This is a genomic window from Sinomonas atrocyanea, assembly GCF_030811715.1.
In the GTDB taxonomy this organism is placed as follows: Bacteria; Actinomycetota; Actinomycetes; order Actinomycetales; family Micrococcaceae; genus Sinomonas; species Sinomonas atrocyanea_A.
Window position 1 is genome coordinate 61,340 of the sequence record NZ_JAUSRH010000001.1, and the last position, 23,645, is coordinate 84,984.

Genomic DNA, 23,645 nt, shown 5'->3' on the forward strand with positions numbered 1-23,645 from the left:
GAGCCCCGGCCACCCGCAAGCCAGCTGGAGGAACCATGAGTCTCGTGTCCGAGCTGCCAGGACGCTTCGATCCCTTCCCGCTGTACCGAGAGCTGCGGGAGGAGTCCCCTCTGCTGCTCGACCCCGCGCAGGAGGTATGGCACGTCTTCCGCTACGACGACGTCCAGCGGGTGCTCTCTGAGCACGCCGTCTTCTCGTCCAGGATGCGCGCGGGCCGGGAGCCGGACCAGAACCATCTCTTTGCCTCGAGCCTGATCAGCACGGACCCTCCGAGGCACCGCCAGCTCAGGTCCCTGGTCTCCGAGGCGTTCACGTTGCGGGCGGTGGCCGCACTGGAACCGCGGATCGCCGAGATCGTGGCCGAGCTCCTGGACCGGGTGGCCGGAAGGGGGTCCATGGACCTCATCGACGATTTCGCGTATCCACTGCCCGTGATCGTCATCGCGGAACTCATGGGCATCCCCGCCGAGGACCGTGACCGCTTCAAGCGGTGGTCGGACATCGTGGTGAGCCAGGTCCGCGAGTACGAGAGCAGCCCCGCCCGGGCGGCCGCCCAGCAGGAGATGGCCGAGTACTTCTTCGCCATGATCGAAAGACGGCGGCGCGATCCGGGAGAGGACCTCATCAGCAGGCTGCTCGCAGCCCAGGTCGACGGCGAGCACCTGAGCGTGATGGAGCTGCTGGGCTTCTGCGCGCTGCTGCTCGTGGCCGGCAATGAGACGACCACCAACCTCCTCGGCAACGCGGTGCTGACCTTCACGGAGTGGCCGGGCACCATCGAGCGGCTCGGGGCCGAGAGCGGTGCCCTGCCCTCGGCGATCGAGGAGGTGCTCCGCTTCCGGTCTCCGGTCCAGTGCATGTTCCGGATCACCACCCAGGACACGACCCTGGGCGGCACCCCGATCCGGGCCGGTTCGCGCCTGGCGGCCTGGATCGGGTCGGCGAACCGCGACGGCCGGCAGTTCCCGGACCCGGAGACCTTCGCCGTGGACCGCCACCCGAAGCGGCACCTCGCGTTCGGGCAGGGTATCCACTTCTGCCTGGGGGCACCGTTGGCGCGGCTCGAGGCGCGGGTCGCGCTGTCAGCCCTTCTCGCGCGCCTGCCCGGCCTGCGCCTGGCGCCGGGCGCCTCCCTGGAGCGCATCGACAGCACGATCATCTTCGGCCCCCGGCAACTGCCGGTGGAGTGGCAGGCGGCCTGATGCGCCGGGCGCTGCTCAGTTCCCGGCGCCGGGAGAAGGCGACGGCGACGCAGGTGCCGACGGGGAGGCCGACGGCGCGGCGGGCGTCTTCTGCTTCGCCGGAGCCTTCTGGATCGCCTCCGCAAGCTTCTTGACTGCGTCGCCGTAGGTCCCGTCCAGCGCATGCGCCTTGATGGCCTGCGCGTCCGCGACCTCCTGCCCGGAGGGAGCCCCCGCCAAGGTCCACAGGTCCTCGCGGAGCTTCGCGGGGAGGTGCCGGAAGGCAGCCGGGTACCGGTTGGCTGCTGCCCGCGCGATGGCGTGCGCGCGCTGGCCGTACTGGGCGCTCCCGTCCTGGCGGATCACGACGGCGAGCACACGCCGGAGCGCCGCCCTCGCCGGATGCTTCGCGGAGGAGGCAGAGGCGCTCTGCGACGGCGCCGCGCCTGCCGCGGGACCCGCCGTCTGGATGAGCGAGGCGTCCTGGGCAGTCACAGCTCCTGAGTCCGCCGCGCCGACGTCGTCGCCGAGGCCGTCGAGCGAGGTCAGGTCCGCCAGCGACTCGTCGGCTTGCGGCTGGGCCGCCTGCGCGGCCTGGACCGGGGCGCTGTGGGCCTGGAGCGCGACGGCGATGCCGCCGCCCGCAAGGAGTGCTGCGGCGAGCGCGGAGGCGGCGCCGGCGGCCCAGCGCCGGCGAGGGCGCCGCGGAGAGGTGGCGGGGTTTGGCTGGGGGAACATCGCGATGCCTTTCGGAATGCTGTCGGGAGTTGCTCCGATCGGCACTGTCGGCCGATCCGCCGCCCAGCATGGCGGAGCGAGGCAAGCGGGGTGTTCGGCGGATGTTCGGGGAATGTAAAGTCTGCGGCGAGCGGCGGCCGCCACGCGCCGTCGTGCGCTTGAATGAACCCGTGGAAGATCGCAGCGGGAGCACCGGCGGAGAGCGGGGGCTGGTTCTCGTGGTCGAGGACGAGCACGCGATCGCGGACCTCGAACGCCTCTACCTCGCGCGGGCCGGGTACGGGGTTCACGTCGAATGCGACGGCGGAGCCGCGCTCGCCCGGGTCCGGCAGCTGCGGCCGGTGGCGATCGTGCTCGACGTCGGGCTGCCGGGGCTCGACGGGATCGACGTATGCCGGCGCCTGCGGGAGGCCGGAGACTGGACGCCCGTGATCTTCGTGACGGCGCGGGACGACGAGGTGGACCGGGTCCTCGGCCTCGAGCTGGGTGCCGACGACTACCTCACCAAGCCGTTCTCCCCGCGCGAGCTCGTGGCACGGGTGAAGGGCCTGCTGCGCCGGGCGGCCGGCCCTCAACCGCCGCGCGTGCTGGCGGTCGGGGCCGTCCTGCTCGACCTCGATCGGCGCACGGCCCAGGCGGACGGCCAGCCGGTGCCGCTGACGGCGATGGAATTCGATCTCCTCGCCTACCTCATGTCCGAGCCCGGGCGCGTCTTCAGCCGCGGGCAGCTCCTCTCGGCCGTGTGGGGGCAGGCGGACTACGGCGGCGGCCGCACCGTCGATGTGCACGTGGCCCAGCTTCGGGCCAAGCTCGGCGCGGCGAGCCCGCTGCGCACGGCCCGGGGCGTGGGCTACAGCGCTTCGGATGAGCCCGACCGGGGACGCCCGTGAGGGGCTGGCTCGGCTCCCTGCACTTCCGGGTCACCCTGGTCATGGCCGCCGTCGCCGCGGCCGCGACCCTGATCGCCGGCCTCGTCGGGGCCCAGCTCATCCGGTCCGCGGCCGTGGACCAGGCCCGCTCGAGCCTGGCCCGGGAGGCCACCGCACTCAGCGCCTCGGGCAGCGTGACCGACCTGGCGTCCCTGCGCGAGCTCGCCTTCGGGGAGGCCGGGCGGATCGCCCTCGTGCAGCCGGACGGCACCGTGACCGGCGCCGGGCGGCGTCTGGTCAGCGCCGACGCCGCGGCGAAGGTCCGCGCTGGCCGGGCGGTGTCCCAGACTGAGACCGTCGCCGGGATCCCCGTGGTCGTCGAGGCCCGGCCCATCGCCGCCGGCGGAGGGCTGGTGCTCGCCGAGCCGGTCTCGGCGGTGACGCAGGCGGCCGGGGCGCTCGTGGGACGCCTGGCCTGGGCACTGGTCCTGGGGTTCTTGTGCGCAGTGCTCGGTGGGGCGCTCGTTGTCCGCTGGGTCGCGACGCCGCTCACCCGCCTCGCCTCCGCCGCGCGGCGGCTGGCCGGGGGCGAGCGGGGGGTGGCGGTCGACGGCGGCGGGCCGGCTGAGGTCGACCAGGTCTCCCGCGCACTGGCGGCCCTCGACGGATCGCTCGCGACCAGCGAGGCACGCCAGCGCGACTTCCTCCTGTCCGTCTCGCACGAGATGCGTACCCCCCTCACGGCCCTCCAGGGGTACGCTGAGGCCCTCGCCGACGGGGTCATCCCGGCCGAGGAGGTCCCGCGGGTGGGCAGGACCCTCTCCGCCGAGACCGAGCGGCTCGACCACTTCGTCCGGGACCTGCTCGAACTCGCCCGCCTCGAGGCGGACGACTTCCGCATCGACGTCCACGAGGTCGATGCCGCGGAGCTCCTGCCGTCCATCGTCGAGGCGTGGCGCGGCGTGTGGGAGCCCGTCGGAATCGCTATGCGCGCCGAGGCAGCCGGCCCCCTCCGCGTCGCCACCGACGCGAGGAGACTCCGGCAGCTTCTGGACGGGCTGGTCGAGAACGCGCTCCGCGCCACGCCCACGGGTTCGCCGGTGGTGCTGGCCGGGCACCGGGAGCCCGGCGCCGTGGTGCTCGAGGTGCGCGACGGCGGTCCGGGGCTGAGCGAGGAGGACGTGGCCCGGGCCTTCGACCGCGGCGCGCTGCGGGACAGGTACGCCGGCGAGCGCAGGGTGGGCACCGGGCTCGGCCTCTCCATCGCCGCACGGCTCGCCTCCCGACTCGGGGCCGAGCTCGCCGCCGGCCACGCCCCGGAGGGCGGCGCGGCGTTCGCACTGCGGATGCCCGCACTCTGACCCCCGGTGCCGGCCCGGTTCTGGACACGTGGGCTGGGGCGCGGAAGGCTTGCGCCATGCGGAAGCTGAGCTACGGCATGAACGTCACACTGGACGGCTACATCGCTGCGCCCGGGGACGACATCGGCTGGAGCGGACCGCCGAGCGAGGAACTGTTCCAGTGGTGGCTCGAGACCGAGCGGGCGAACACCCTGTCCCTCTACGGACGCAAGCTGTGGGAGACCATGAGCTCCTACTGGCCCGCCGGTGACGAGCAGCCCGACGCCACCGCGGCGGAGACCGAGTTCGCCCGGATCTGGCGCGACACCCCCAAGGTGGTCTTCTCCTCGACCCTCAGCACGGTCAGCTGGAACTCCCGGCTGGTCACCGGAGACGCGGTCGCCGAGATCGCCCGCCTCAAGGCCGAGGACGGCGGCCCGATGAGCATCGGCGGCGCCACCCTCGCCGGGGCCGCCATGCGGGCCGGACTCATCGACGAGTACGTCCTCGCCGTGTATCCCGTGCTGGTGGGCGGCGGCACCCCGTTCTTCACCGCACTGGACAGCCGGGCGGATCTGGACCTCGTCGAGACGCGGACCTTTCCCGGCGGCGTGGTCCTGACCCGGTACGAGACGAGGCGCTGAGCGCTTCCCGCCGCTGCCGGGCGCCTGGGCCCTCAGGCCTTGGCCCTCAGTCGCGCGCCCTATGCTTGAACAGCAGGGGCCCCGTGCCCGACGTCAGACGCAGGTGTCCAACCCGCGGATGGCGCGGTGGCAAGGAAGGAAGTACTCGGTGCGGCTGCTGGCAGCGCGTCTCCGCGGCTTCGCGGCGCTCGGCCCCGCGGAGGAGGACCACTGGCCCGCGCTGAGGATGGTGCTGGGAGTCGGCATCCCCACGGTCGCGCTCCTTGTGGCCGGACACCCGGAGCTCGTGATCGACGCCGTGTTCGGCGGCTTCGCGGGAATGTACGGCCGCGGCGCGAACCGAATGCTCAGGCTGCGGCACCAGTCCTCCGCGGGCGTGCTGCTGGTGGCCGGCGTCGGGCTCGGATCGTCACTGTCCGCGCTGCAGGCCCCGGAACCGACGCTCGTGCTGGCAGAAGCGGCGTTCGCAGGGCTCGCCTCGCTGGGCGCCGACCTGGCCGGCTTCCGCCCGGCCGGACCCTTCTTCCCCCTCTTTGCCTTCGGGGCATGTGCCGCCCTCCATCGGGCCGATCCCGGGGTCGCGACGGCGGTTGCACTCGCCTCGGCCGTGTTCGCCATCGCGATCGGCGCCTCGTCCCGCCGCGCGGCGGCACGGCGCGCCGTGAGGCTGCCCCGCACGCGTCCATCCCTGTGGAGGGCCGGCGGCTATGTGCTCGCGGTCTCGGTGTCTGGTCTTGCCTCCTTGGCGCTCGGCATTGGGCACCCCCATTGGGCCATGGCCGGCGCCGCGGTGCCCCTCTCGGCCACCGGGTTCCACGGACGGCTGCGGCGCGGCGTGCACCGGGTGGTCGGCACGCTGGCTGGTCTCGCCCTGACGGCGGTGATCCTCGCCTTCCATCCCTCACCGCTGATGATGGGCGCCCTGGTGGTCGTGCTCCAGTTCCCGACCGAGCTGTTCATGGCACGCCACTACGCCCTCGCCCTGCTCTTCTTCACACCGCTGATCCTGCTCATGACCCGGCTCGCCCTGCCCGGGCCGGCCCAGACGCTCATTGCGGACCGGGCCGTCGAGACGGTCCTGGGGGTGCTCGTCGGGTTCGGCGTCATCCTCATCGACGCAGGCCTCCGGCGGCCGGCCCGGGTCTGATCGGCCAGTGCATGATCAGCTAGTGTCAGTGACCACGAGGAGAGGCATCACATGGTCGAGATCCTGAGTCCCACGGAGCTAGAGCGGGCGAGGCGCGCAGGGGCCCTCGTCGCCGACATCCTGCAGGCGCTGAAGGCCCGAAGCGTTCCGGGCACGAACCTGTTGGACATCGACCGGCAGGCCCGGACGATGATCGCCGAGGCGGGGGCGGTGTCCTGCTATGTCGACTACGCGCCGGCCTTCGGCCGCGGACCTTTCGGGCACTACATCTGCACCGCCGTCAACGATGCGGTGCTGCATGGGCTGCCCCACGACTACACGCTGGCCGACGGCGATCTGCTCACCCTCGATCTGGCCGTCACCAAGGATGGGATCGCCGCAGACTCCGCCATCAGCTTCATCGTGGGCGGATCGGACCGCCCTGAGAGCGCCGCGATGATCAGGGCCACCGAGCGGGCTCTGGACGCCGGCATCGCCGCCGCGGTGCCCGGGGCCCGCATCGGCGACATCTCGTACGCGATCGGCAGCGTCCTCAGCGCCGAGGGATATCCGATCAATACGCAGTTCGGCGGCCACGGGATCGGATCGACCATGCACCAGGATCCCCACGTGCCGAACAGCGGGCGGCCTGGCCGGGGCTATCGGCTGCGGCCCGGACTGCTGCTCGCGCTGGAGCCGTGGATCATGGAGGACACCGCCGAGCTCGTCACCGACGCCGACGGCTGGACGCTGCGGAGCGCCACCGGCGCCCGCACTGCCCACAGCGAGCACACGATCGCCATCACCGAGGACGGGGCCGAGATCCTGACCCTGCCGAAGGCCCTGCGCCGCTAGAGACACGACGTGGAGGGGCCGGGGACCCTCCACCGGGAAGCCGCGGCCGCCGCCCGGGGCTCAGAACTTGGCCATGCGGGCCTTCACCTGGGCGACATAGACCTTGGTGTCGTCATACATGCCCCGGCTCTGGACCGATCCGAGCCCCTGGTAGTAGCCGGCGATGGCCTCGTCCAGGTTCTTCGCCTCGGCTTTGAGCCACCGGAGCATCGCGACTCCGCCGGCGATGTTGTCCGCGGTCTTGTTCAGGTCCAGTGTTGGACGTCCGGTCATCCCGGCGAGCCAGTCCCGGTTGGCGGGCATGATCTGCATGACGCCGATCGCGCCCACCGGGGAGGTGACGTTCTGGCGGAAACTCGATTCCTGCTCCGCGACCGCGAGAGCCAGCGCCGGGTCGACGCCCATCTGCACAGCGGTCTGACGGACCATGGACTGGATCTGGGCAGAGGTCTCAGTGTTCACGGCGGGCGGCGGGGTCGGTGTGGGCGAGGGGCTCGGCGTCGGGGCCGGAGCGGGCGGCGGGCTGGGGATCGGCGTGACGGTCCCGCTGGCCGCGCCCACCGACGCGACGGCCTTGATCCCCGAGCTCCTGTTCCACTCGATCCTCCCGCCCTCGAAATTCTGGGCGACGCCGCCGCTGATCGCGTACTCGCCGCTCGTGGGGTAGCCCATCTTGCCGTTCTCGTAGCCCATGCTCCCCCAGGCTGCCCGGATGGCGCCCATGGACTCGTGGGCCCCGGTCTTGGGCGACCACATGATGGCGCCGCCCTCGTACTGCTGGTAGACACCCCCGTTCTTCAGACCGCCGATCTCGCCGCTCGTGGGGTACCCGAGCGTGCCGTTCTCGGCTCCCATGCTTGACCACAGACCGCGGATCGCCCCGAGGGACTCGTGCGCCCCTGTCCTCGGCGACCAGACGATGCTCCCGCCCTGGAACGACTGCGAGGCTCCGCCGCCCTTGAGGCCGGTGACCTCTCCCGAGGTGGGGTAGCCGAGCTTCCCGTTCTGGGAGCCGAGGCTTCCCCACGCGGCGCGGATGGCACCCACCGATTCGAAGGCTCCGGTGGCGGGTGAGAACACGATGGCGCCGCCCTCATAGGACTGGGAGATGCCGCCGCCCTTGAGGCCGGTGACCTCGGCAGAGGTGGGATAGCCGAGGTCACCGTTCTGGGCACCGAGCTTCAGCCACCTCTCGCGGAGCGGGCCCGTCGACTCGAAGGCGCCGGTCTGGGGGGACCAGACGATCGCGCCGCCCTCATACGACTGGGAGACGCCGCCGTTCCTCAGCCCGCCGACCTCCCCCGACGTCGGATAGCCGAGCTTGCCCTTCTCGAGGCCGAGCCGCTGCCACGCCCCGCGGATGGCACCCACGGACTCGAAGGCGCCCGTCTGGGGCGACCAGACGATCGCCCCGCCCTCGTACATCTGGGAGACGCCGCCGTTCCGGAGGCCGCCGACCTCGCCGGAGGTGGGGTAGCCCATCTTCCCGTCCTCGAGACCGAGCCGCTGCCACGCGCCGCGGATGGCACCCTTGGATTCGAACGCACCGTTCTCCGGAGACCAGACGATCGCGCCGCCCTCGTACATCTGGTAGATGCCGCCGCCCTTGAGTCCACCGATCTCGTCCGAGGTGGGGAAGCCGAGCGACCCGTTCTCGAACCCGAGGCGCTGCCAGGCCCCGCGGATCGCCCCCTTGGAGACGCGGGCGCCCCCGGAGGGCGTCCAGACCACGGCCCCGCGCTGGTACATGTGGTACAGGCCGCCGTCCCGGAGGGTGCCGATGCCGCCGAAGCCCGGTCCCAGGCCGAACTGCGCCGCCTTGGCATCCATCAGTGCAGCCACGTTGTCCGGAAGTGCCCCCTTGGCCGTGATGCTGACCGTCGCGGAGGCGGCGCCGGCGGTGTTGACGCTCACGCGGGTGCCGCCGGCGGTGGTGAAGGTCTGGCCCGGCTGCCAGGCGAGATTGGCCGCGTAGACGCCGGAGAACGGCTTGGTGCTCGGCGGGATGAGGAGGGACTCGGTCTCGTCGAGGCCGCCCTTGATGATCTGCACGCCCTTGTTGCCCGCCAGGGCCGTAGGCGCGTCGTAGCCGACAGGTGCCCTGTACTGCAGGTAGTACCACTCGCCGGTGGCGGGGTCCTTGAATTTCGCTGCCCGGCGCGCGGCGCCGCCGGCCCAGGGCGTGAGGGTGTGGGTGGCGGACGCACTGGGGGTGCCGAGGTTGGCGATCTCGTCCCCCCGGCCCATGCCGCCGTACTCGTAGAGGTAGGCGTTCAGCTGCGGCTGGCTGTAGCGGGAGATGCCCATGACGTCGGTCCCGTCCCCGTACCCGCGGGTGCCACAGGCGCTGTCCGCGAAGCGGGCCCCGGAACGCACGGCGTCCACCGCCCCGCTGCTGCACTGGAGGGTGTTGGCGTGGCCGATGCCGAGGATGTGGCCCATCTCGTGCGCGGTGACCGGCCCGGTGAAGCCTGACGGCCGCGGGAGCAGGATCCGCCCGCTGGTCTGGCTCGCCGCCCACCCCGCCCCGAGGTTCCCCTTGCTGCCGGAGACCACGACGTCGTCCCGGGGCACGGCGAGCAGGAGGACCGTTGCAGAGCCGGGGGTCCAGCCGAGCTCGCGGGACACCGTGCTCATGATGGACGCGAAGTCGTCGCCCGACGAGGCCGAGGTCTTGAATCCCGCCACGACCTTGGTGACGCGCAGGCTGATGCGGCCGGCGGACATCGCGGACCAGTAGCTGCTCGCCGAGGCGACCGCGTTGCGGTACGCGGTCGTGTCCAGCGCCGCGGCGTCGGCGGCGCTCTTGTCCTTGGTCTGCAGGGTCACGATCGTGACCCCCACCTGGGCCGTGCGCTGCGGGTAGCCTGCGGTGACCGCAGGGGCGAGGGCGGCGTGCGCGGGCGCCCCGCCGAGCAGGGACGGGGCCAGCGCGACCGCGAGCGAGGCGGCGGTGGAGGCGACGGCGCGCGCGTTCTTGGCAGCGTGGCCCCCCAGAGCATCGCCCAGGGGCCGACCGGCGGGCTCGGCGCGGTGCTTCGGACTGCGGCGCATCGGGTAAGTCCTCCATGGGCGACTGGTTCCAGTCCGAATACTACGGTGAATTTGACATGTAAAACTAATTCCCGGACATTTCTCGGTCCAGCTCGCTTTGACATGTACAATCAGGCGTGCCCGGGAGGGACAGCCCGGGACCGAGGAGACATGCCCGCATGACCCAGATCAGCCCTGCCATCGCCGCCATCGTGCTGGAAGAGGGCGACCGCTTCGCGCTGCTCGCCGGGGGCGAGGAGCGCACCGGCACGGTGGCCGGAAGGACCGACACCGGATGCCTCCGCTTCACCGATGACGCCACCGGACGGACCGTCCTGGCGGACCTGTCCCACTGGGACGCGGTGCGGCTCGACAGCACGAGGCTCGCCCGGCGCCCCGACATCCGCCCCCACTGGCTCCGCGACGAGATCGCCGCGGACCCGGGCCTGCTCGGCCTCGGGGCGCTGCGGCACGCTCCCCTTTCCCCGAGGGGAATCCACAGCCTCATCCTCGACGATCCGGCCACGGGCATCCGGTACGCCGTCGACGTCCAGCATGGCTCCTGCGACGAGGACCAGCTGGCGCGCTCATCTGCCGCCGCGCACGCCGAACAGCTCCGGAGCCCCCACACCACCGTGGTCCCTGTGGTCGTCGCCGAACGGATCCCCGCGCAGGTGCGGGCGAGGGTCGAGCTGGGCATCGAAGCGAGGGCCACCGCCGTGGGCCGCGGGATCAGCCTCGAGCTGGTCCCGGTCCCGAAGGACTGCCCCGAGCCGTTCGCCGGGCTCATCGGCGCCGCCTGACCCCACCCCTGCCGACCCAGAGGCCCTGCCTCTGGGGAGCCCCTACGACTCCGCGGCGAAGACGGCCGGGCCGGCGAACGCGCGGGCGGCCATGGAGGCGGCCTCGCGCCGGAGGCCGCCCCGGCGGATGCCGCTGGCCGCCGCCGCGAAGGCCTCGAGGTACGGCGCCATCCTTGCCGAACCGGCCGCCGGGGCCTCCAGCGCCCCCGGGCCCTCGGACGCAGCGAGTCCCTCGTGGTCGGAGAAGTGCCGCTCGAGCCCCTCGCGCAGGAGCCGCATCGCCTCGCTGCGCTGCTGCGACACCGCGGATGAGGTGATGCCGAGCTCCGCGGCGATGTCCTTGACGGCGCGGCCCTCGAGGTAGATGGCGGTGACGATGGAGCGCAGGCGCTCGGGAAGTGCCTGCACTGCGGCCCGGAGGTATCGGGTGCGCTCGGCGGCGAGCACCGCATCCTCGGGCGCGACCGCCTCGGCCACGAGCGCTTCCGCAGTGTCGTCGAGCGTTCCCACGGTGCGGGCGGCGTCGGCGAAGCTGTCGCGCACCTGCTCGCGCGTGAGGCCGAGGGCGGTGGCGAGCTCGTCCTCGGTGGGCTGCCGCCCGAGCCCTCCGGCGAGCGCCTCGGCGGTCGCCTGGACGGCCTTGATGCGCTTGCGCGTGCCGCGCCCTGCCCAGTCGAGCGAGCGGAGCTCGTCCGAGAGCGCCCCCGTGATGCGCCGCCGGGCGTACGCGCCGAAGGGGACGCCGGTGGAGGGGTCGTAGGAGTCTGCCGCGAGGACGAGGCCCAGGGCGCCGACGGAGGCCATGTCCTCCCGCGAGAGATGGGTGGCCCGCGCGCACAGGTCGGAGACCAGGTAGCCGACGAGCGGCAGATTCTGCAGGACGAGGCTGTTGCGCTCTCCGATATCCACGTGCACCCCTGTGAGACCAAGCCAGCGTGAAGCCCGTGGAGGGACATCGACGACCCCAGCCGTCACCTCGTTGGACATGTACATTCTTATCCTGACAACGTTGTACATGTCCATTCGTGGCGCGTGACACGCCGTGTCACGCGCGAAAAAGAGGGGTGCCGCGCCGGCCTCAGGCCTTCTCGCCGGGCAGCGCCGCGGGGGGCAGCGCCGCGGGGGGCAGCCCGCGCAGGACCTCCGCGGCGTCGGCGTGGGTCGCGGCGCGGTTCGCGTCCGCCACGGCCTCGAAGATCTCCTCGCGCTTGACCGTGAGGTGGCGCGGGGCCTCGATGCCGATGCGGATTCCCTCGCCGCCTCGGCTCTCGAGGAAGGTGATGACGATGTCCTCGCCGATCATGATCTTCTCACCGGGCTTGCGGGTCAGGACGAGCATGGGTTCCCCTTCCGTGGGTGGCGGGCGCAGCCCGCCCTCAGAGCACCGTCCGTGGTGCTGGCGATCCGTCCACCCAGCCTAGGGGAATCCCCAGGCGGTTGACGGTGTGGGCGGTGCGGGTCTCCCCCGCGTCGAGGACCGCGAGCGCATCGACCGGCAGGGTGCCGCGCACCCGGTCGGTCCACTCCGCGGTGTCCTCCGGCTTGTGGCGGGCGTCCACCACGAGCCAGACCTGGTCTGCGGCGAGCTCGGCGGCGGCCTCGAGGTGCGGCAGCCCGTCGGCGACCCTGCCGAGCGAGCAGGCCACGAGCGCGGCCGTGCCCTCCTCGACGGCGGCGGCGCGGGCAGCGACGGCGTCCCACCGGCCGGTGAGGTGGGGACGGTCCGCGAGGCCGACGGCGCCCGCCCTGTACAGCGTCCACCTCGCCTCCGGCCCGGGGTGCTGCGCCGGCCCGGGGTGCTCCGCCGATGCTGCGTGCTCCGCCATCGTCTGGACGACGGCTTCGGCCGCTCCCCCGACGCCGAGGACCAGGACGAGGTCGCCGGGCGCTGAGAGCGGCGCGGGGACGGCCCCGGCGTCGACCTCGCGGCGCAGCCGCTGCAGGAGGGCGTCGAAGTCGGTGGCCTCCGTCGAGACCGCGCGCCGCGGAGCGCCGGCCACCGCTTCCGTCGCGCCGGCCCCTGAGCGGCCTGCGTGCGGCGCGTGGCCCACGTGCAGGGCGTCCTCGGCGCTCTCGGCCTCCTCCAGGAGCGCCGCGATCCCGGTGCGGGCGGTGAGCACGTGCGGGACGGCGGGCGCGACCGCCGCGGCCGGCGCCTCGCCGTCGTCCGGGACGTGCACGGTGACCTCGATGTGGCGGCGCCCGAGGAAGCCGCCGAGGCCGCCGTCGAGGACCCGCTCGGCGCGGACGATCCGCGCCGCGGCACCGTAGGTCTGGGCGGCCTCGCGGGCGAGGTCCTCGAGGGAGGCGCCCCTAAGCTGGAACTGCTGTGCCAAGGCGCACCACCCCGACGGTCTCGATGGCCAGCTCCGCGGAGGTCACCTCGGCATAGGAGAGGACCGGCACCCCTGCGGGCGGATGGGGCACGAGCCTGCGCAGCGCCGGCCGCAGCATCGGCGCGCACACGAGCACTGCGGCCTTGCCCGCCGACTCGGCCGCGGCCACCGCGGAGCTGAGCGAGGTCAGGATGGCATCGAGCTTCGACGGGTCCATGACGAGCTGGGTCCCGGTCTCCCCCGGGCGCAGGTCCTGGACGAGGGTCTGCTCGAGCACCGGCTCCACAGTGATGACGGACAGGCGGCCGTTCTCGGCGAACCGCGCGACGAGAGCCGGCCCGAGCGCGAGCCGTGCGGCCTCGATGAGGCCCTCCGGGTCCGCGGAGGCCTTGGCCCGCAGCGCGAGGGCCTCGTAGATGCGGGTGAGGTCGTTGATGGGCACCTGTTCGGACAGCAGCCCCTGGAGCACGCGGTGGATCTCGGCGAGGGTCAGCAGCGCCGGGGTGAGCTCCTCGACCGCCGCCGGGCTCGCGGCCCGCACCCCTTCGGTGAGCACCCGGACGTCCTCGCGGGAGAGGAGGCGGGCGGCGCTGGCGGTCACGATCGAGGACAGGTGCGTGACGAGCACGCTCACGCGGTCGATCACGGTGGCCCCGGTCATCTCGGCGCTGTGCCGCATCTCGGCGGGGATCCACTTGCCGGCGAGGCCGAAGACGGGCTCGACGATCGCCGTGCCGGGCAGCGCGTCGAGGAAGTCGCCGAGCGCGAGGAGCCTGCCGGCGGGGGCGGTGCCGCGCCCGGCCTCGACGCCGGCGACGCGGATCGCGTACGTGGCAGGCGGCAGCTCCACGCTGTCGCGGGTGCGCACGGCGGGGATGACGACGCCGAGGTCCATGGCGACCTTGTGCCGCAGCGCCTTGACCCGGGCCAGGAGGTCGTCCGGCGAGCCGCCCACGAGGTCCACGAGGTCGGGGGCGAGCAGGATCTCGAGCGGGTGGACCCGCATCTGCTCGATCAGCAGCTGGTTCGCGTCCGGCTCCGGCGCGGCGTCCGCGGAGGCGGCGGCAGCAGCGGCGTCGTCCGCGGGCTTCACGCGGCGCGAGGCGAGGACGAGGACGGCGCCGACCCCGAGGAAGGGCAGCGGCGGCATGCCCGGGATGAGCGCCATCACCACGGCGGCGCAGCCGGCGATGAGGAGCGCGTTGCGGGACTGGGAGAGCTGCTTCGACGCGGCCTGGCCGAGGTCCGCCTCGGCGTTGGAGCGGGTGACGATCATGCCGGTGGAGACGGCCATGAGCAGCGCGGGGATCTGGGTGACGAGCCCGTCGCCCATCGTCAGGAGGCTGTAGGTGCCCACGGCGTCGCCGAGGGAGAGGCCGCGCTGGGCCATGCCCACCCCGATGCCGCCCACGATGTTCACCACGATGATCACGATCCCGGCGATCGCGTCTCCCTTGACGAACTTCGAGGCGCCGTCCATGGCTCCGTAGAAGTCGGCCTCTGCGGAGACCTCCGCGCGCCGCTGCCGGGCCACCACGTCGGTGATGAGCCCCGCGTTGAGGTCGGCGTCGATGGCCATCTGCTTGCCCGGCATGGCGTCGAGGGTGAACCGGGCCCCGACTTCGGCGACGCGCTCGGCGCCCTTGGTGACCACGACGAACTGGATCACCACGAGGATCACGAACACGACCGCGCCGATGATGAGGGACCCGCCCACGGTGACCTTGCCGAACGCGGCGATGACCTGGCCCGCGAAGCCCTGCCCGAGCACGAGGCGGGTGGAGGCGACATTGAGGCCGAGCCGGAACAGGGTCGCGACGAGCAGCAGGGACGGGAACACGGAGAAGTCGAGCGGCTTCTTGACGAACATGCTCGTCAGCAGGATCACCAGCGCGAGCAGGATGTTGCACACGATCAGGACGTCGAGCAGCGGCGCCGGCACGGGCACCACGAGGAGCAGGACGATGCCGACGATCCCGATCGGCACGGCGAGCCGGGAGAGGGTGCGGTTCACAGCGGGGCTCCTCGGGACGGGTCAGGGAGGGCGGGCAGCTTCGGGCGGGCCGTGCGCGCGAGCGCCGGCCGCTGCGGGACGGTGTGCACGCCGGCCGCGGCGCCGCGGCCCTTGAGGGCCATGACGAACGCGAGGACGCCGGCCACGGCGGTGTAGAACTCGAGCGGGATCTCCTGCCCGAGGTCGCACGCGCCGTGCAGGGCCCGCGCGAGCGGGACATCGCGGACCATGGGCACGCGCTCCTTCTCGGCCTCCTCGCGGATGCGGGCGGCGACGGTTCCGGCGCCCTTGGCGACGATGCGCGGGGCGGACTTGCCGGGGTCGTAGCGCAGGGCCACGGCCACGTGGGTCGGGTTGACGAGGACGACGTCGGCACTCGCCACCGCGGCGATCATCCGGTTGCGGGACATCGCCAGCTGCCGGGAGCGGCGCTGGGAGCGCACGAGCGGGTCGCCTTCGCTCGTCTTGGCCTCCTCCTTGACCTCCCGCTTGGTCATGCGCGTCTTGGTGCGGTTGCGCCGCATCACGACGGCGACGTCCGCGATGGCGAGCAGCACGCCGGCGGCGACGGCGAACTGCAGCAGGGACGCGGCGCCGCTGCCCGCCTCCGCCAGCAGGCCCGAGACGGGCAGCCCGCCGGCCGAGAGCAGGACCGGCACGAGCCCCTGGACCACGTTCCACAGCACGAGCCCCACCACGGCCGTCTTCGCGAGCGACTTCACGCCGCCCCAGAGGGCCTGGACGCCGAACATGCGCTTGAGCCCCTGGGCGGCGTTGAAGTTCTCGAACGAGGCCTTGAACCGCTTCACGTGCACGCCGCCCTGCAGGGCCGAGCCGGCGAGCACCGCGGCGAAGACGGCCGCGACGAGCGGCCCGACGGTGCCGGCGAGGGAGCCGAACCCGTCGGCGAGCGCCGCGAGGGCCTTGGCCGGGTCGGGGCTCGCCGCGACGGAGGCGGCCGTGAACAGCTGGGCGGCCCCCGCGTCCGCGGCGCGGGAGACCGTGGAGGGCAGCATGATGGCGCCGACGCCGACGGCGAGCCACGCGGTGAGGTCCTGCGAGCGCGAGAGCTGGCCCTTGGACCGGACTTCGCGCAGGCGCTTGTCGGTGGCCTTTTCGGTGCGCTCCTGGGAGTCCGCCATCACCTCACCCCCATCAGGAGGGAGGCTGCCTGCTGGGCGAGCGCGGCGACGACGCGGGGCAGGGCGAGGAACATGACGCCGGCCAGGCCGAGCGTGATGAGGACCTTGAGCGGGAAGCCCATCTGGAACGCGTTGAGCGCGGGCGCCACGCGGGTGAGGAGGCCGAGCCCCACGTCGGCCAGGAAGAGGACGGCCATGAGCGGCCCGGCGATCTGGACTGCGGAGACGAACATGCCGGTCGCGGCCGTCGCCATCGCCGCCACGGGCTTGGCCAGGTCCAGGCCCCCGCCGAGGGGGATGGCCGTGACGCTGCCGGTCAAACCCGCGAGGACCACCTGGTAGCCGTCCGAGGAGAAGAGCAGGGCCAGGGCCGCCATCTGCACGAGCCGGGTGAACTGCGCCCCGTTGACCATGCTCTGCGGGTCATACCCCTGCGCGAGCTGGAACCCGCCGGAGAGGTCGATGAGGGAGCCGGCGGCCTGGAGGGCGGCGAACACGAGGTAGACGAGGAAGCCGAGGGCGAGGCCTGTGACGAGTTCGAGGACGAGCCCGGTGACGAAGCCGGCCGTGTCGAGGGGCTGCCGCCCGGCGGCCGCGCGGGAGGACACGGCGAGCCCGAGCCCGACGCCGAGCATGGCCTTGATCCGGGCCGGGAACGCATTGTGGGAGAACGGGGGCGCGATGAAGAGGAACGCCGTCATGCGGACCGCGGCGAGCATGACCGCCTCGATCCAGCCCTGGTCGATGGGGATGTCCATGCGGCCCTCACGCCGATCCGAGGAGGGAGGGCAGCCGGGCGAAGAGGTCGTTGGTGAAGGAGACCATCTCGGTGATCATCCAGTGCCCGCAGACCACGAGGGCCACGGCGACGGCGAGCGCCTTGGGCACGAAGGAGAGGGTGGCCTCCTGCAGCTGGGTGATGGACTGGACGAGGGAGACCGCGAGCCCGACCACAAGGGCCGTGACGAGGACGGGCGCGGAGAGCTTGGCCGCGGCGATGAGGCCCTGCAGGAGGATGTCGAGGACGGCGGAGGTGTTCACGAGGGGCCGCCGTGGTAGCTCTGGATGAGCGAGGTGATGATGAGTCCCCACCCGTCCACGAGGATGAAGAGCAGGATCTTGAACGGCAGCGAGATCATCACCGGCGGGAGCATCATCATGCCCATCGACATGAGCGCGGCGGAGACCACGAGGTCGATGATGAGGAACGGGATGAAGATGACGAACCCGATGATGAACGCCGAGCGCAGCTCCGAGATCATGAACGCGGGGATCAGCGTCTGCAGCGGGGTGGCCGCGGGCGTGGCGGGGTTCTCGAGCCCGGCCGCCCGGGTCATGAGGGCGATGTCCTCCTGGCGGGTGTGCGCGGCCATGAACTTCGACAGCGGGCCGCTCGCCGCCGTGAATGCGTGGCCGAAGTCGAGGTGGCCGCCGAGGTAGGGCTGGACGGCGAGGTTGTTGATGTCGCTCACCACCGGCCACATGATGAACAGGGACAGGAACAGGGCCAGGCCCGCGAGGACCTGGTTGGGCGGCACGGAGGCGAGCCCGAGCGCGTTCCGGGTCATCGCCAGGACCACGAAGATCTTGGTGAACGAGGACATCATGAGCAGCAGCGCGGGCGCGACCGAGAGCAGCGTGATGCCGATGAGGGTCACGACCGCGGAGGACGGCGCGTTGTCCGGGGTGTTGATCTGCAGGGTCAGGCCCCCGGTGCCGCCCGGCGCGGCGGGGGCGGTCGGGTCGCCGGGGCCGGCCGGCCCGGCGGGCTCGAGCGGCAGTCCTGCGGCGTGGGCCGCCGCGGCGGCGGCGAGCAGGAGCGCGATCGCGGCGAGGGCCGCGACGGCGAGGAGCACGACGGCGCGGGGCGCCCACGCGGGCACCCGCACCCTCCGCGCGTCCACGGCGAGGGTCACGGCCGCCGTCCGGCGCGGAGCGCGCCGGCGGCGAGCCGCCACGTGCCGGGGTCGAGGATGGAGCCGGCCAGCGGTGCCGGCTGCTCGGCGAGGCGACCCTGCTGGGCCGCCAGTTCGGCGTCGAACCGTTGGGCGCCGAACGACGCCGCGTGGCGGGCTGCGCGGCGCGTCGCGGCGGCGGGGGCCTCGGCCTCGGCAGGCTCGGGCGCGGGCACCTCGGCGGTGTGCAGGACGCTGATGCCGTGCTCGGTGACGCCGAGCATGAACCGCTTCCCGTCCGTGTCCACGAGCACCACGGACGCCTTCGGCCCCACGCTCTGACGGGAGACCAGGCTGAGGGGCCGGCCCTTCGCCGCCGCGGGGCCGCGGCGCAGGCGCCGGTACAGGAGCCACATGACCCCCAGTACGGCGCCGAGCGAGACGAGGACCCGCAGGCCCAGCATGAGCGAGTCCATTCAGCGCTGGGCCTCGGCGGTGTCGAGGATCCGCGAGATGCGCACGGCGTAGTCCTGGTCGACGACGACGACCTCGCCGAGCGCGATCCGGCGCCCGTTGAGGAGCACGTCCACGGGCGCGCCTGCCGAGCGGTCGAGCTCGATGACCTTCCCCGGCTCCATCGCGAGGGCCTCACGGATGCTCATCCGGGTGCGGCCGATCTCCACGGTCAGCGCCATCTCGACATCCTGGATGCGGCCGAGCCTGTCAGCGAAGGTCCCGGGGTCCTCGGACTGCCAGGCCTGGTCCGCGACCCGGACCGCGAACCAGCCGAACGGCGCGGCGCCGTCAGAGATCTCGTACACGGCGACGCCGTCGGCCTCGGGGCCGCCGGCGAGGAGCCCGGCGGGGTCTCCCTCGACCAGCTCGGACAGGACCCCGTCGCCGAGCGCCGCAGCGGCGCGCTCGAGCGCGGGCCGGAGCACCGCCGTCGTGCGCGCGGCCGGCCCGCCGCCCGCCTCGGCGACGAAGCCGGTGTCGGCGAGCCCGAGCACGATCTCTGCCGTGGCGGGCCCGATGAGGGAGGCCGAGACCACGGCGGCCACGGGGGCGGGCGCCCCGGCGAGCTGGCCCGAGACGCGCAGGCCGGGGACGGGGAGGGCGGCCGCGAGCTGCTCGGCGGCGGAGGCGGTGCGGGCCGGAGTGCTCACGGGCGGGGCTCCTTGTGGGGGACGGCGGAGTAGTGGGCTGCGGGATGGGCGCCGGCGGGCGGCGGGGCGGGTGGCCCCGGCGGCGCGCTCTCGGGCGGGGGCGCCGTGAGCGCGACGATGCGGGCGGCGGCCCGGGATCCGCTGCGGACCACCATCGCCTGGGCGAGGTCGCGGCCGCCCACGCTCACCCGGAACGGCTCGCGTTCGTGGTGGGGCAGCGGGATCGTGTCCCCGACGGCCAGGGCGAGGACCTGCTCGGGGGTGATGGTCGCCTCGGCGAGCCGGACGGCGACCTCGACGGGCACCTCGGCGAGCTGACGGCGCACGAGCTGGGGGGCGTCCTCGGCGCTGGCCACCGGGTTCACGGCGCCCAGCTGCGGCAGCAGCGCATCGGCGGGGATCGCGACCGTCACGGCGGTCGCGGACTCCCCCACCCGGACGGTGAATGCCACGACCACCATGAGGTCCGCGGTCGCGGCGGCCTGGGCGAACTGGGAGTTGTGCTGGATGGACTCGACCCGGGCCGTGGCGGGCAGGAGCGGGCCGAGCGAGTAGGCGAGGACGTCGAGGGCCTCGTCCACGAGATTCTTCACGAGTGCGTGCTCGAGGGGGGTGAACTTCCGCTCGAGGCCGGCCTTGTCCACGTGGCCGCCGAGCATCCGGGCCACCCAGCCGAGCGCGGCCGGTGTGGGGAACTGGACCACCATCTTGGCGGGGTGCTCACCGAGGACGCAGCGGACCATGGTGGTCACGGGGGCCAGGGAGGCGACGTACTCGTCGTAGGTCTGCACGAGCAGGGACTCGGTGGTGACCGTGGACTTGGTGCGGACCTTCGCGGTCAGCTGGGTGCCCCACTGGCGGGCGAACGAGTCGAAGGCCGCTTCGAGGATGCGGCTGTGCTCGCGCGCGAGAGTGGTGGGGCGCCGGAAGTCGTACGGCTCGGCGGTTCTGGCCTGGGGCATGCCGAGGTCCTGCACAGTCACGCCCCGGACTATCGGCAGGCGTGGCCGAGCGGTAAGGGGCTCTGGCGTCTTCCGCGCTCACGGGCGTAGCGTCGTCTTCATCCACACCGTTGGGAGGATCAGCCATGGGACTCGAGGACAAGTTCGACGCGGCCGCGGACAAGCTCAAGGGCAAAGTCGAAGAGGCCGTCGGCAGGGCCACCGACGACCGTTCGAAGGTGGTCAAGGGCAAGGTGGACCAGGCCAAGGGCGGCCTGAAGGACACGGTCGCTGACCTCAAGGCCCACACGAAGGACAGCGTCGACGAGGCCAGCCCAGACCGCCGGCGCACCGGCGAAGCGGGCGGGGACGGGCTCGTCCCCTAGCCCGCCCGCGCTGGGCAGCTCCTCGGGCCTACTCCTCTGGGCCCTCGTCTTCGCCGGTCGAGGGGTATTCCTCTTCCTCGGCACCTGGCGGGTAGTCCTCGTCGCTGCCCGGGATCCCCTCGGCCTGCTCCAGCAGGTCCGCCTCGGAGGCCTCGGCGTCCATGCGGGGGCGGGACGTCTCCTCGGACGGGAGTGCCGGGGCGTGCTGCTCTGCATAGTCCGCCTCCGGCGCCTCCACGGGCGGCGTGCCGACGGGATCGGCCTGCGCGGCGGGTTCCGCGGGCAGGGCCTGCTCGAAAGCGTCGGCCTCGGGCTTTTCCTCAGTCATCGCGATGCCTCCAGCTGTGAGTTGCGGGGGGGTCCGGCTGGATTTCCCCCTGTCCATGACACCAGTGTGCGTTCCCGTCCCTGGGCGTCCTCAAACCGGCTGTGCTCCCCGGCCCTCAGGACCGCCGGCACACCATGAGCGGGTTCGTTGGATGGGGCTGTCCATGGTGGGAATCTAGCTCCCGAAGGTCAGGCCGACGGTGAGCGGCGCCGAGGGGAACTGGGTGCCGACCGTGAAGGACTGCGCGCCGAGCGCCGCGGCGACCGGACGTAGCGGGCCGGCAAGCACGAGGCCGATCGAGCCGAGGACGGCGACGGCCTTCTTCGCGGCGGTGGCGAGGCCGTGATGCCACGGGCTCCTCGGCCCGTAGACGCGGGCGACCACGTAGGACGCCAAGGCCGCCCACGCCTGGACCGCCGCGTAGAGGTCCATGGCGTCGTCACGGTCCAGGGCCGCGTCGCCGGCGGCGAACCGCCCGTCCGACTCGACGTCGTGCCGGCATTCCTCCAGGACGCGGTCGACCAGCCGGACGACGTCCTCCTCGATCTCCCGGACCCACGCGCTGATGTCGGGAAGCCTCTGGTCCGCCTCGGCCAGCTCGCGCTCGAGGGAGTCGATGCGCCGCTCGACCTCGGTGCGGAGTTCCTCGCTGGGCCCGTTCATCGCGCGCCTTTCAGGTGCAGGTGGAGCACGATTCTGCGCTATCTCCGTGCCGCGGTCCAGAGGCCGATGGCCCGCCCGGGGCACGTTCGCGGCCGGGCATCTGCTTCCCCCGCCCGGCCGCGGGCCCCTGGTGCTCGAGGAGAGCCCTGCGATGATGGCGCGCGTGGAGAACGTCGAAGTCGTCGTCGCCCATCAGGCCCGCGCCACCGTGAGGGTCGGCGACGGGTTCCTAAAGATCGACGCCGACCAGGCGCACCTCGACACCGAGGTCGCGGCCATAGCGCTCTCGCCGATCCCGGCCCCGGAGGTCCTGTGGCAGCAGCCGTCCGTGCTGGCGATCAGGGCCGTCACGGGCGTGATCGACTGGTCGGAGGCGGGCCGAGGCGATCCGGTGTTCGACCTCGCCACCCTGACGCTGGGCCACCCGGAGCGACTCGGAGACGTCCTGGCCGGCTACGGCGAAGACGTGGACGCCGAGGCGGTCCGGGCGGCGTGGTCGCTGCGGAGCCTGCTGGCCGCGGGCCCGCATGTGAGCGGCGCGGGTGCCCGGCCAACAGCCCCCCCCCCCCCCCCCGTCGCTGGGGGCCCACCTACTTCTGCCCGGCCCGGGCCTTGAGCGCCTCCGTGATGAGGGCGCGGACCTGCTCTGACTGGTCGGAGAGCACGACGACGTCGACGCGGCGGTTCTGCTCGTAGTCGGCGTCGCTCGTGCCCGTGTTGGCGGGGCGGGAGGAGCCGTAGCCGGTGGCGCCGATCCGGGCACCGGGCAGGTTGTCGCGCTCGACCATCACGCGCAGCACCTTGGTGGCGCGCTCGGAGGAGAGCTCCCAGACCGAGGGGTAGCCCGTGATGAGGTTCGCGGCGTGGCCCTCGACCGAGACGTGGAGCGGGGTCGGGACGATCACGGGCGTGATGGCGTCGAGCACGCTCACCGCGCGCGGCGTGAGCGCCGAGCTGTCCGGGCTGAAGAACGTCTGCGATCCGACGAGGCGCACCGTGAGCCCGCGTTGGTCGATCGTGAACTGCACGTCCTTCGTGAGGCCCTTCGCGTCGAGGCGTGCGGTCATCTGCTCCTTCAGGGCGGTGAGCCTCTCGACCTCCTTGGTCGCGAGGGCCAGGCTCGAGAACCCCTCGGTGTCCTTGCTGGCCTGGTCCGGGGGCACTACGGTGCCGGTGGCGGTGTCGATCTTCTGGGTGACGGTGGTGCCGAAGCCCGTGGCCAGGGAGTTGCGCAGCTTCTCGAACCGGTTCTGGTCCACGCTGGACATCGCGTAGAGCACTACGAACAGGCAGAACAGGACCGTGATCATGTCCATGTAGGAGATGGCCCAGCGCTCGTCGACGTGGAAGGGCTCGGGGGGCTTGCGCGGCGAGCGGCGTCGGCTCACGCGGCGGCCCTCATCTTCTCCTTCGCATCCGCACGCCCCCGGTCCTTGACGTGGTGCTCAGGGACCATGGCGCGGAGGCGGTCCGCGAGGAGCATGGGCTGGGCCCCTCCCTGCACGGCCAGGATGCCCTCCATGATGAGCGTCATGCGCTCGATCTCGAGCTCGGACAGGCGGGCGATGCGGGCCGAGATCGGCAGCCAGATGAAGTTGGCGGAGAGCAGGCCCCACAGGGTCGCGATGAAGGCGCTGGCGATCATCGGGCCCAGCGACGTGGGATCGGAGAGGTTCTCGAGCACGTGGGTGAGCGAGACTACCGTGCCGATGATGCCCATCGTGGGGGCGTACCCGCCGAGGGCGGCGAAGAACTTGGAGTCGGCGTGGTCCGCACGGGACTTCGTGCCGATCTCGTCCTCCATCATGATGCGCAGTTCCTCGGCGTCGGTGCCGTCGGCCACGTTCTGCAGGGCGCGGGAGAGAAAGGGATCCTTCGTGTCGGTGGCCTCGGCCTCGAGCGCGAGAAGCCCCTCGGCGCGGGCCTTCTCCGCGAGCGCGATGATCTTGTCGATGCTCTCCTGCGGCTTCGGCGCGCGGCCGGTCGCCGCCCGGGGGACGGCGCGGAAGGCGCGCAGCGTGTCCTTGAGGGTGTTGCCGGCGAGGCCGACGGCGAGCGTGGCGCCGAAGACGAGGATCATGGGCGGCGGGAGGATGAGTGCCGTGACGCTCGCGCCCTCCATCGACACGATCGCGACGACGGACCCGAACGCGAGGACGAGTCCGACGATGAGTGACGGGTCCAT

General features: G+C 72.7%; 26 protein-coding genes. 9 read left to right on the plus strand and 17 right to left on the minus strand.

Translation table 11 applies throughout. The features are described 5' to 3' along the window. Positions 1–35: 35 nt before the first annotated feature. Positions 36–1,202: a cytochrome P450 gene (locus J2W21_RS00310; protein WP_307112514.1), complete on the plus strand. Its 1,167-nt coding sequence runs from the start codon at positions 36–38 to the stop codon at positions 1,200–1,202. Positions 1,203–1,217: 15 nt separating this feature from the next. On the opposite strand, the gene J2W21_RS00315 is transcribed toward J2W21_RS00310, so the two are convergent. Continuing rightward, entirely contained in the window at positions 1,218–1,919 is a 702-nt protein-coding gene (locus tag J2W21_RS00315; protein ID WP_307112515.1) for a hypothetical protein, read from the minus strand. A gap of 170 nt (positions 1,920–2,089) precedes the next feature. Here J2W21_RS00315 and J2W21_RS00320 point away from each other — a divergent pair, with 170 nt between their 5' ends. From J2W21_RS00320 to map, 5 genes are all read left to right on the plus strand, one after another. Further along, entirely contained in the window at positions 2,090–2,809 is a 720-nt protein-coding gene (locus tag J2W21_RS00320; protein ID WP_307112516.1) for a response regulator transcription factor, read from the plus strand. Beyond that, on the plus strand, positions 2,806–4,149 hold the full coding sequence (locus J2W21_RS00325; protein WP_307112517.1) for a sensor histidine kinase: 1,344 nt from the start codon (positions 2,806–2,808) through the stop codon (positions 4,147–4,149). Before J2W21_RS00320 ends, J2W21_RS00325 begins: the two co-directional genes overlap by 4 nt. 56 nt (positions 4,150–4,205) lie before the next feature. Then, positions 4,206–4,772: a dihydrofolate reductase family protein gene (locus J2W21_RS00330; RefSeq protein ID WP_307112518.1), complete on the plus strand. Its 567-nt coding sequence runs from the start codon at positions 4,206–4,208 to the stop codon at positions 4,770–4,772. A gap of 148 nt (positions 4,773–4,920) precedes the next feature. Beyond that, positions 4,921–5,919: an FUSC family protein gene (locus J2W21_RS00335; protein WP_307112519.1), complete on the plus strand. Its 999-nt coding sequence runs from the start codon at positions 4,921–4,923 to the stop codon at positions 5,917–5,919. A 51-nt stretch (positions 5,920–5,970) separates the two neighbouring features. Further along, positions 5,971–6,753, plus strand: a complete 783-nt coding sequence (gene map, locus J2W21_RS00340) for a type I methionyl aminopeptidase (RefSeq protein ID WP_307112520.1) — start codon at positions 5,971–5,973, stop codon at positions 6,751–6,753. Between the two features lie 60 nt (positions 6,754–6,813). Here the strand turns inward: map and J2W21_RS00345 are convergent, their stop codons facing one another. Then, the gene (locus J2W21_RS00345; RefSeq protein WP_307112521.1) at positions 6,814–9,807 is read right to left on the minus strand and encodes a transglycosylase SLT domain-containing protein; all 2,994 of its coding nucleotides are present in this window, start codon (positions 9,805–9,807) and stop codon (positions 6,814–6,816) included. A 158-nt stretch (positions 9,808–9,965) separates the two neighbouring features. Between J2W21_RS00345 and J2W21_RS00350 the strand changes: the two genes are divergently transcribed. Further along, entirely contained in the window at positions 9,966–10,589 is a 624-nt protein-coding gene (locus J2W21_RS00350; protein ID WP_307112522.1) for a hypothetical protein, read from the plus strand. 42 nt (positions 10,590–10,631) lie between these two features. Here the strand turns inward: J2W21_RS00350 and J2W21_RS00355 are convergent, their stop codons facing one another. The 11 genes from J2W21_RS00355 to J2W21_RS00405 form a co-directional block, all read right to left on the minus strand. Next, entirely contained in the window at positions 10,632–11,498 is an 867-nt protein-coding gene (locus J2W21_RS00355; protein WP_307112523.1) for a sigma-70 family RNA polymerase sigma factor, read from the minus strand. A 169-nt stretch (positions 11,499–11,667) separates the two neighbouring features. Next, positions 11,668–11,928: a carbon storage regulator gene (locus J2W21_RS00360; protein WP_307112524.1), complete on the minus strand. Its 261-nt coding sequence runs from the start codon at positions 11,926–11,928 to the stop codon at positions 11,668–11,670. 37 nt (positions 11,929–11,965) lie between these two features. Next, the gene (locus tag J2W21_RS00365) at positions 11,966–12,925 is read right to left on the minus strand and encodes a hypothetical protein (RefSeq protein ID WP_307112525.1); all 960 of its coding nucleotides are present in this window, start codon (positions 12,923–12,925) and stop codon (positions 11,966–11,968) included. Further along, on the minus strand, positions 12,903–14,939 hold the full coding sequence (locus J2W21_RS00370; protein ID WP_307112526.1) for a flagellar biosynthesis protein FlhA: 2,037 nt from the start codon (positions 14,937–14,939) through the stop codon (positions 12,903–12,905). Before J2W21_RS00370 ends, J2W21_RS00365 begins: the two co-directional genes overlap by 23 nt. Continuing rightward, positions 14,936–16,081 carry an EscU/YscU/HrcU family type III secretion system export apparatus switch protein gene (locus J2W21_RS00375; protein ID WP_307112527.1) on the minus strand — a complete coding sequence of 382 codons (1,146 nt, stop codon included), beginning with the start codon at positions 16,079–16,081 and terminating at the stop codon, positions 14,936–14,938. Before J2W21_RS00375 ends, J2W21_RS00370 begins: the two co-directional genes overlap by 4 nt. Further along, on the minus strand, positions 16,081–16,839 hold the full coding sequence (locus J2W21_RS00380; protein WP_307005786.1) for a flagellar biosynthetic protein FliR: 759 nt from the start codon (positions 16,837–16,839) through the stop codon (positions 16,081–16,083). The genes J2W21_RS00375 and J2W21_RS00380 overlap by 1 nt, the downstream gene beginning before the upstream one ends. Before the next feature lie 7 nt (positions 16,840–16,846). Further along, on the minus strand, positions 16,847–17,122 hold the full coding sequence (gene fliQ / locus J2W21_RS00385) for a flagellar biosynthesis protein FliQ (RefSeq protein ID WP_307112528.1): 276 nt from the start codon (positions 17,120–17,122) through the stop codon (positions 16,847–16,849). Beyond that, complete coding sequence (gene fliP, locus J2W21_RS00390; RefSeq protein ID WP_307112529.1) at positions 17,119–17,997, minus strand: flagellar type III secretion system pore protein FliP; 879 nt, start codon at positions 17,995–17,997, stop codon at positions 17,119–17,121. The genes fliQ and fliP overlap by 4 nt, the downstream gene beginning before the upstream one ends. After that, positions 17,994–18,452, minus strand: a complete 459-nt coding sequence (fliO, locus tag J2W21_RS00395; protein WP_307112530.1) for a flagellar biosynthetic protein FliO — start codon at positions 18,450–18,452, stop codon at positions 17,994–17,996. Before fliO ends, fliP begins: the two co-directional genes overlap by 4 nt. Further along, positions 18,453–19,142 carry a flagellar motor switch protein FliN gene (fliN, locus tag J2W21_RS00400; RefSeq protein ID WP_307112531.1) on the minus strand — a complete coding sequence of 230 codons (690 nt, stop codon included), beginning with the start codon at positions 19,140–19,142 and terminating at the stop codon, positions 18,453–18,455. Further along, positions 19,139–20,125 carry a flagellar motor switch protein FliM gene (locus J2W21_RS00405; protein ID WP_307112532.1) on the minus strand — a complete coding sequence of 329 codons (987 nt, stop codon included), beginning with the start codon at positions 20,123–20,125 and terminating at the stop codon, positions 19,139–19,141. Before J2W21_RS00405 ends, fliN begins: the two co-directional genes overlap by 4 nt. 104 nt (positions 20,126–20,229) lie before the next feature. Here J2W21_RS00405 and J2W21_RS00410 point away from each other — a divergent pair, with 104 nt between their 5' ends. Then, positions 20,230–20,469 carry a CsbD family protein gene (locus J2W21_RS00410; RefSeq protein ID WP_307112533.1) on the plus strand — a complete coding sequence of 80 codons (240 nt, stop codon included), beginning with the start codon at positions 20,230–20,232 and terminating at the stop codon, positions 20,467–20,469. A 28-nt stretch (positions 20,470–20,497) separates the two neighbouring features. Here the strand turns inward: J2W21_RS00410 and J2W21_RS00415 are convergent, their stop codons facing one another. Next, a complete protein-coding gene (locus J2W21_RS00415) occupies positions 20,498–20,797 on the minus strand; it encodes a hypothetical protein (RefSeq protein WP_307112534.1) in 300 nt (99 codons plus the stop codon). A gap of 174 nt (positions 20,798–20,971) precedes the next feature. Beyond that, complete coding sequence (locus tag J2W21_RS00420) at positions 20,972–21,460, minus strand: hypothetical protein (RefSeq protein ID WP_307112535.1); 489 nt, start codon at positions 21,458–21,460, stop codon at positions 20,972–20,974. A 154-nt stretch (positions 21,461–21,614) separates the two neighbouring features. On the opposite strand from J2W21_RS00420, the gene J2W21_RS00425 reads away from it, so the two are divergent. Continuing rightward, positions 21,615–22,076: a phosphotransferase gene (locus J2W21_RS00425; RefSeq protein WP_307112996.1), complete on the plus strand. Its 462-nt coding sequence runs from the start codon at positions 21,615–21,617 to the stop codon at positions 22,074–22,076. On the opposite strand, the gene J2W21_RS00430 is transcribed toward J2W21_RS00425, so the two are convergent. Both J2W21_RS00430 and J2W21_RS00435 read right to left on the minus strand, forming a co-directional pair. Next, a complete protein-coding gene (locus J2W21_RS00430) occupies positions 22,051–22,848 on the minus strand; it encodes an OmpA/MotB family protein (RefSeq protein ID WP_307112536.1) in 798 nt (265 codons plus the stop codon). The two genes, J2W21_RS00425 and J2W21_RS00430, sit on opposite strands and share 26 nt — an antisense overlap. Then, a complete protein-coding gene (locus J2W21_RS00435; RefSeq protein WP_307112537.1) occupies positions 22,845–23,645 on the minus strand; it encodes a motility protein A in 801 nt (266 codons plus the stop codon). Before J2W21_RS00435 ends, J2W21_RS00430 begins: the two co-directional genes overlap by 4 nt.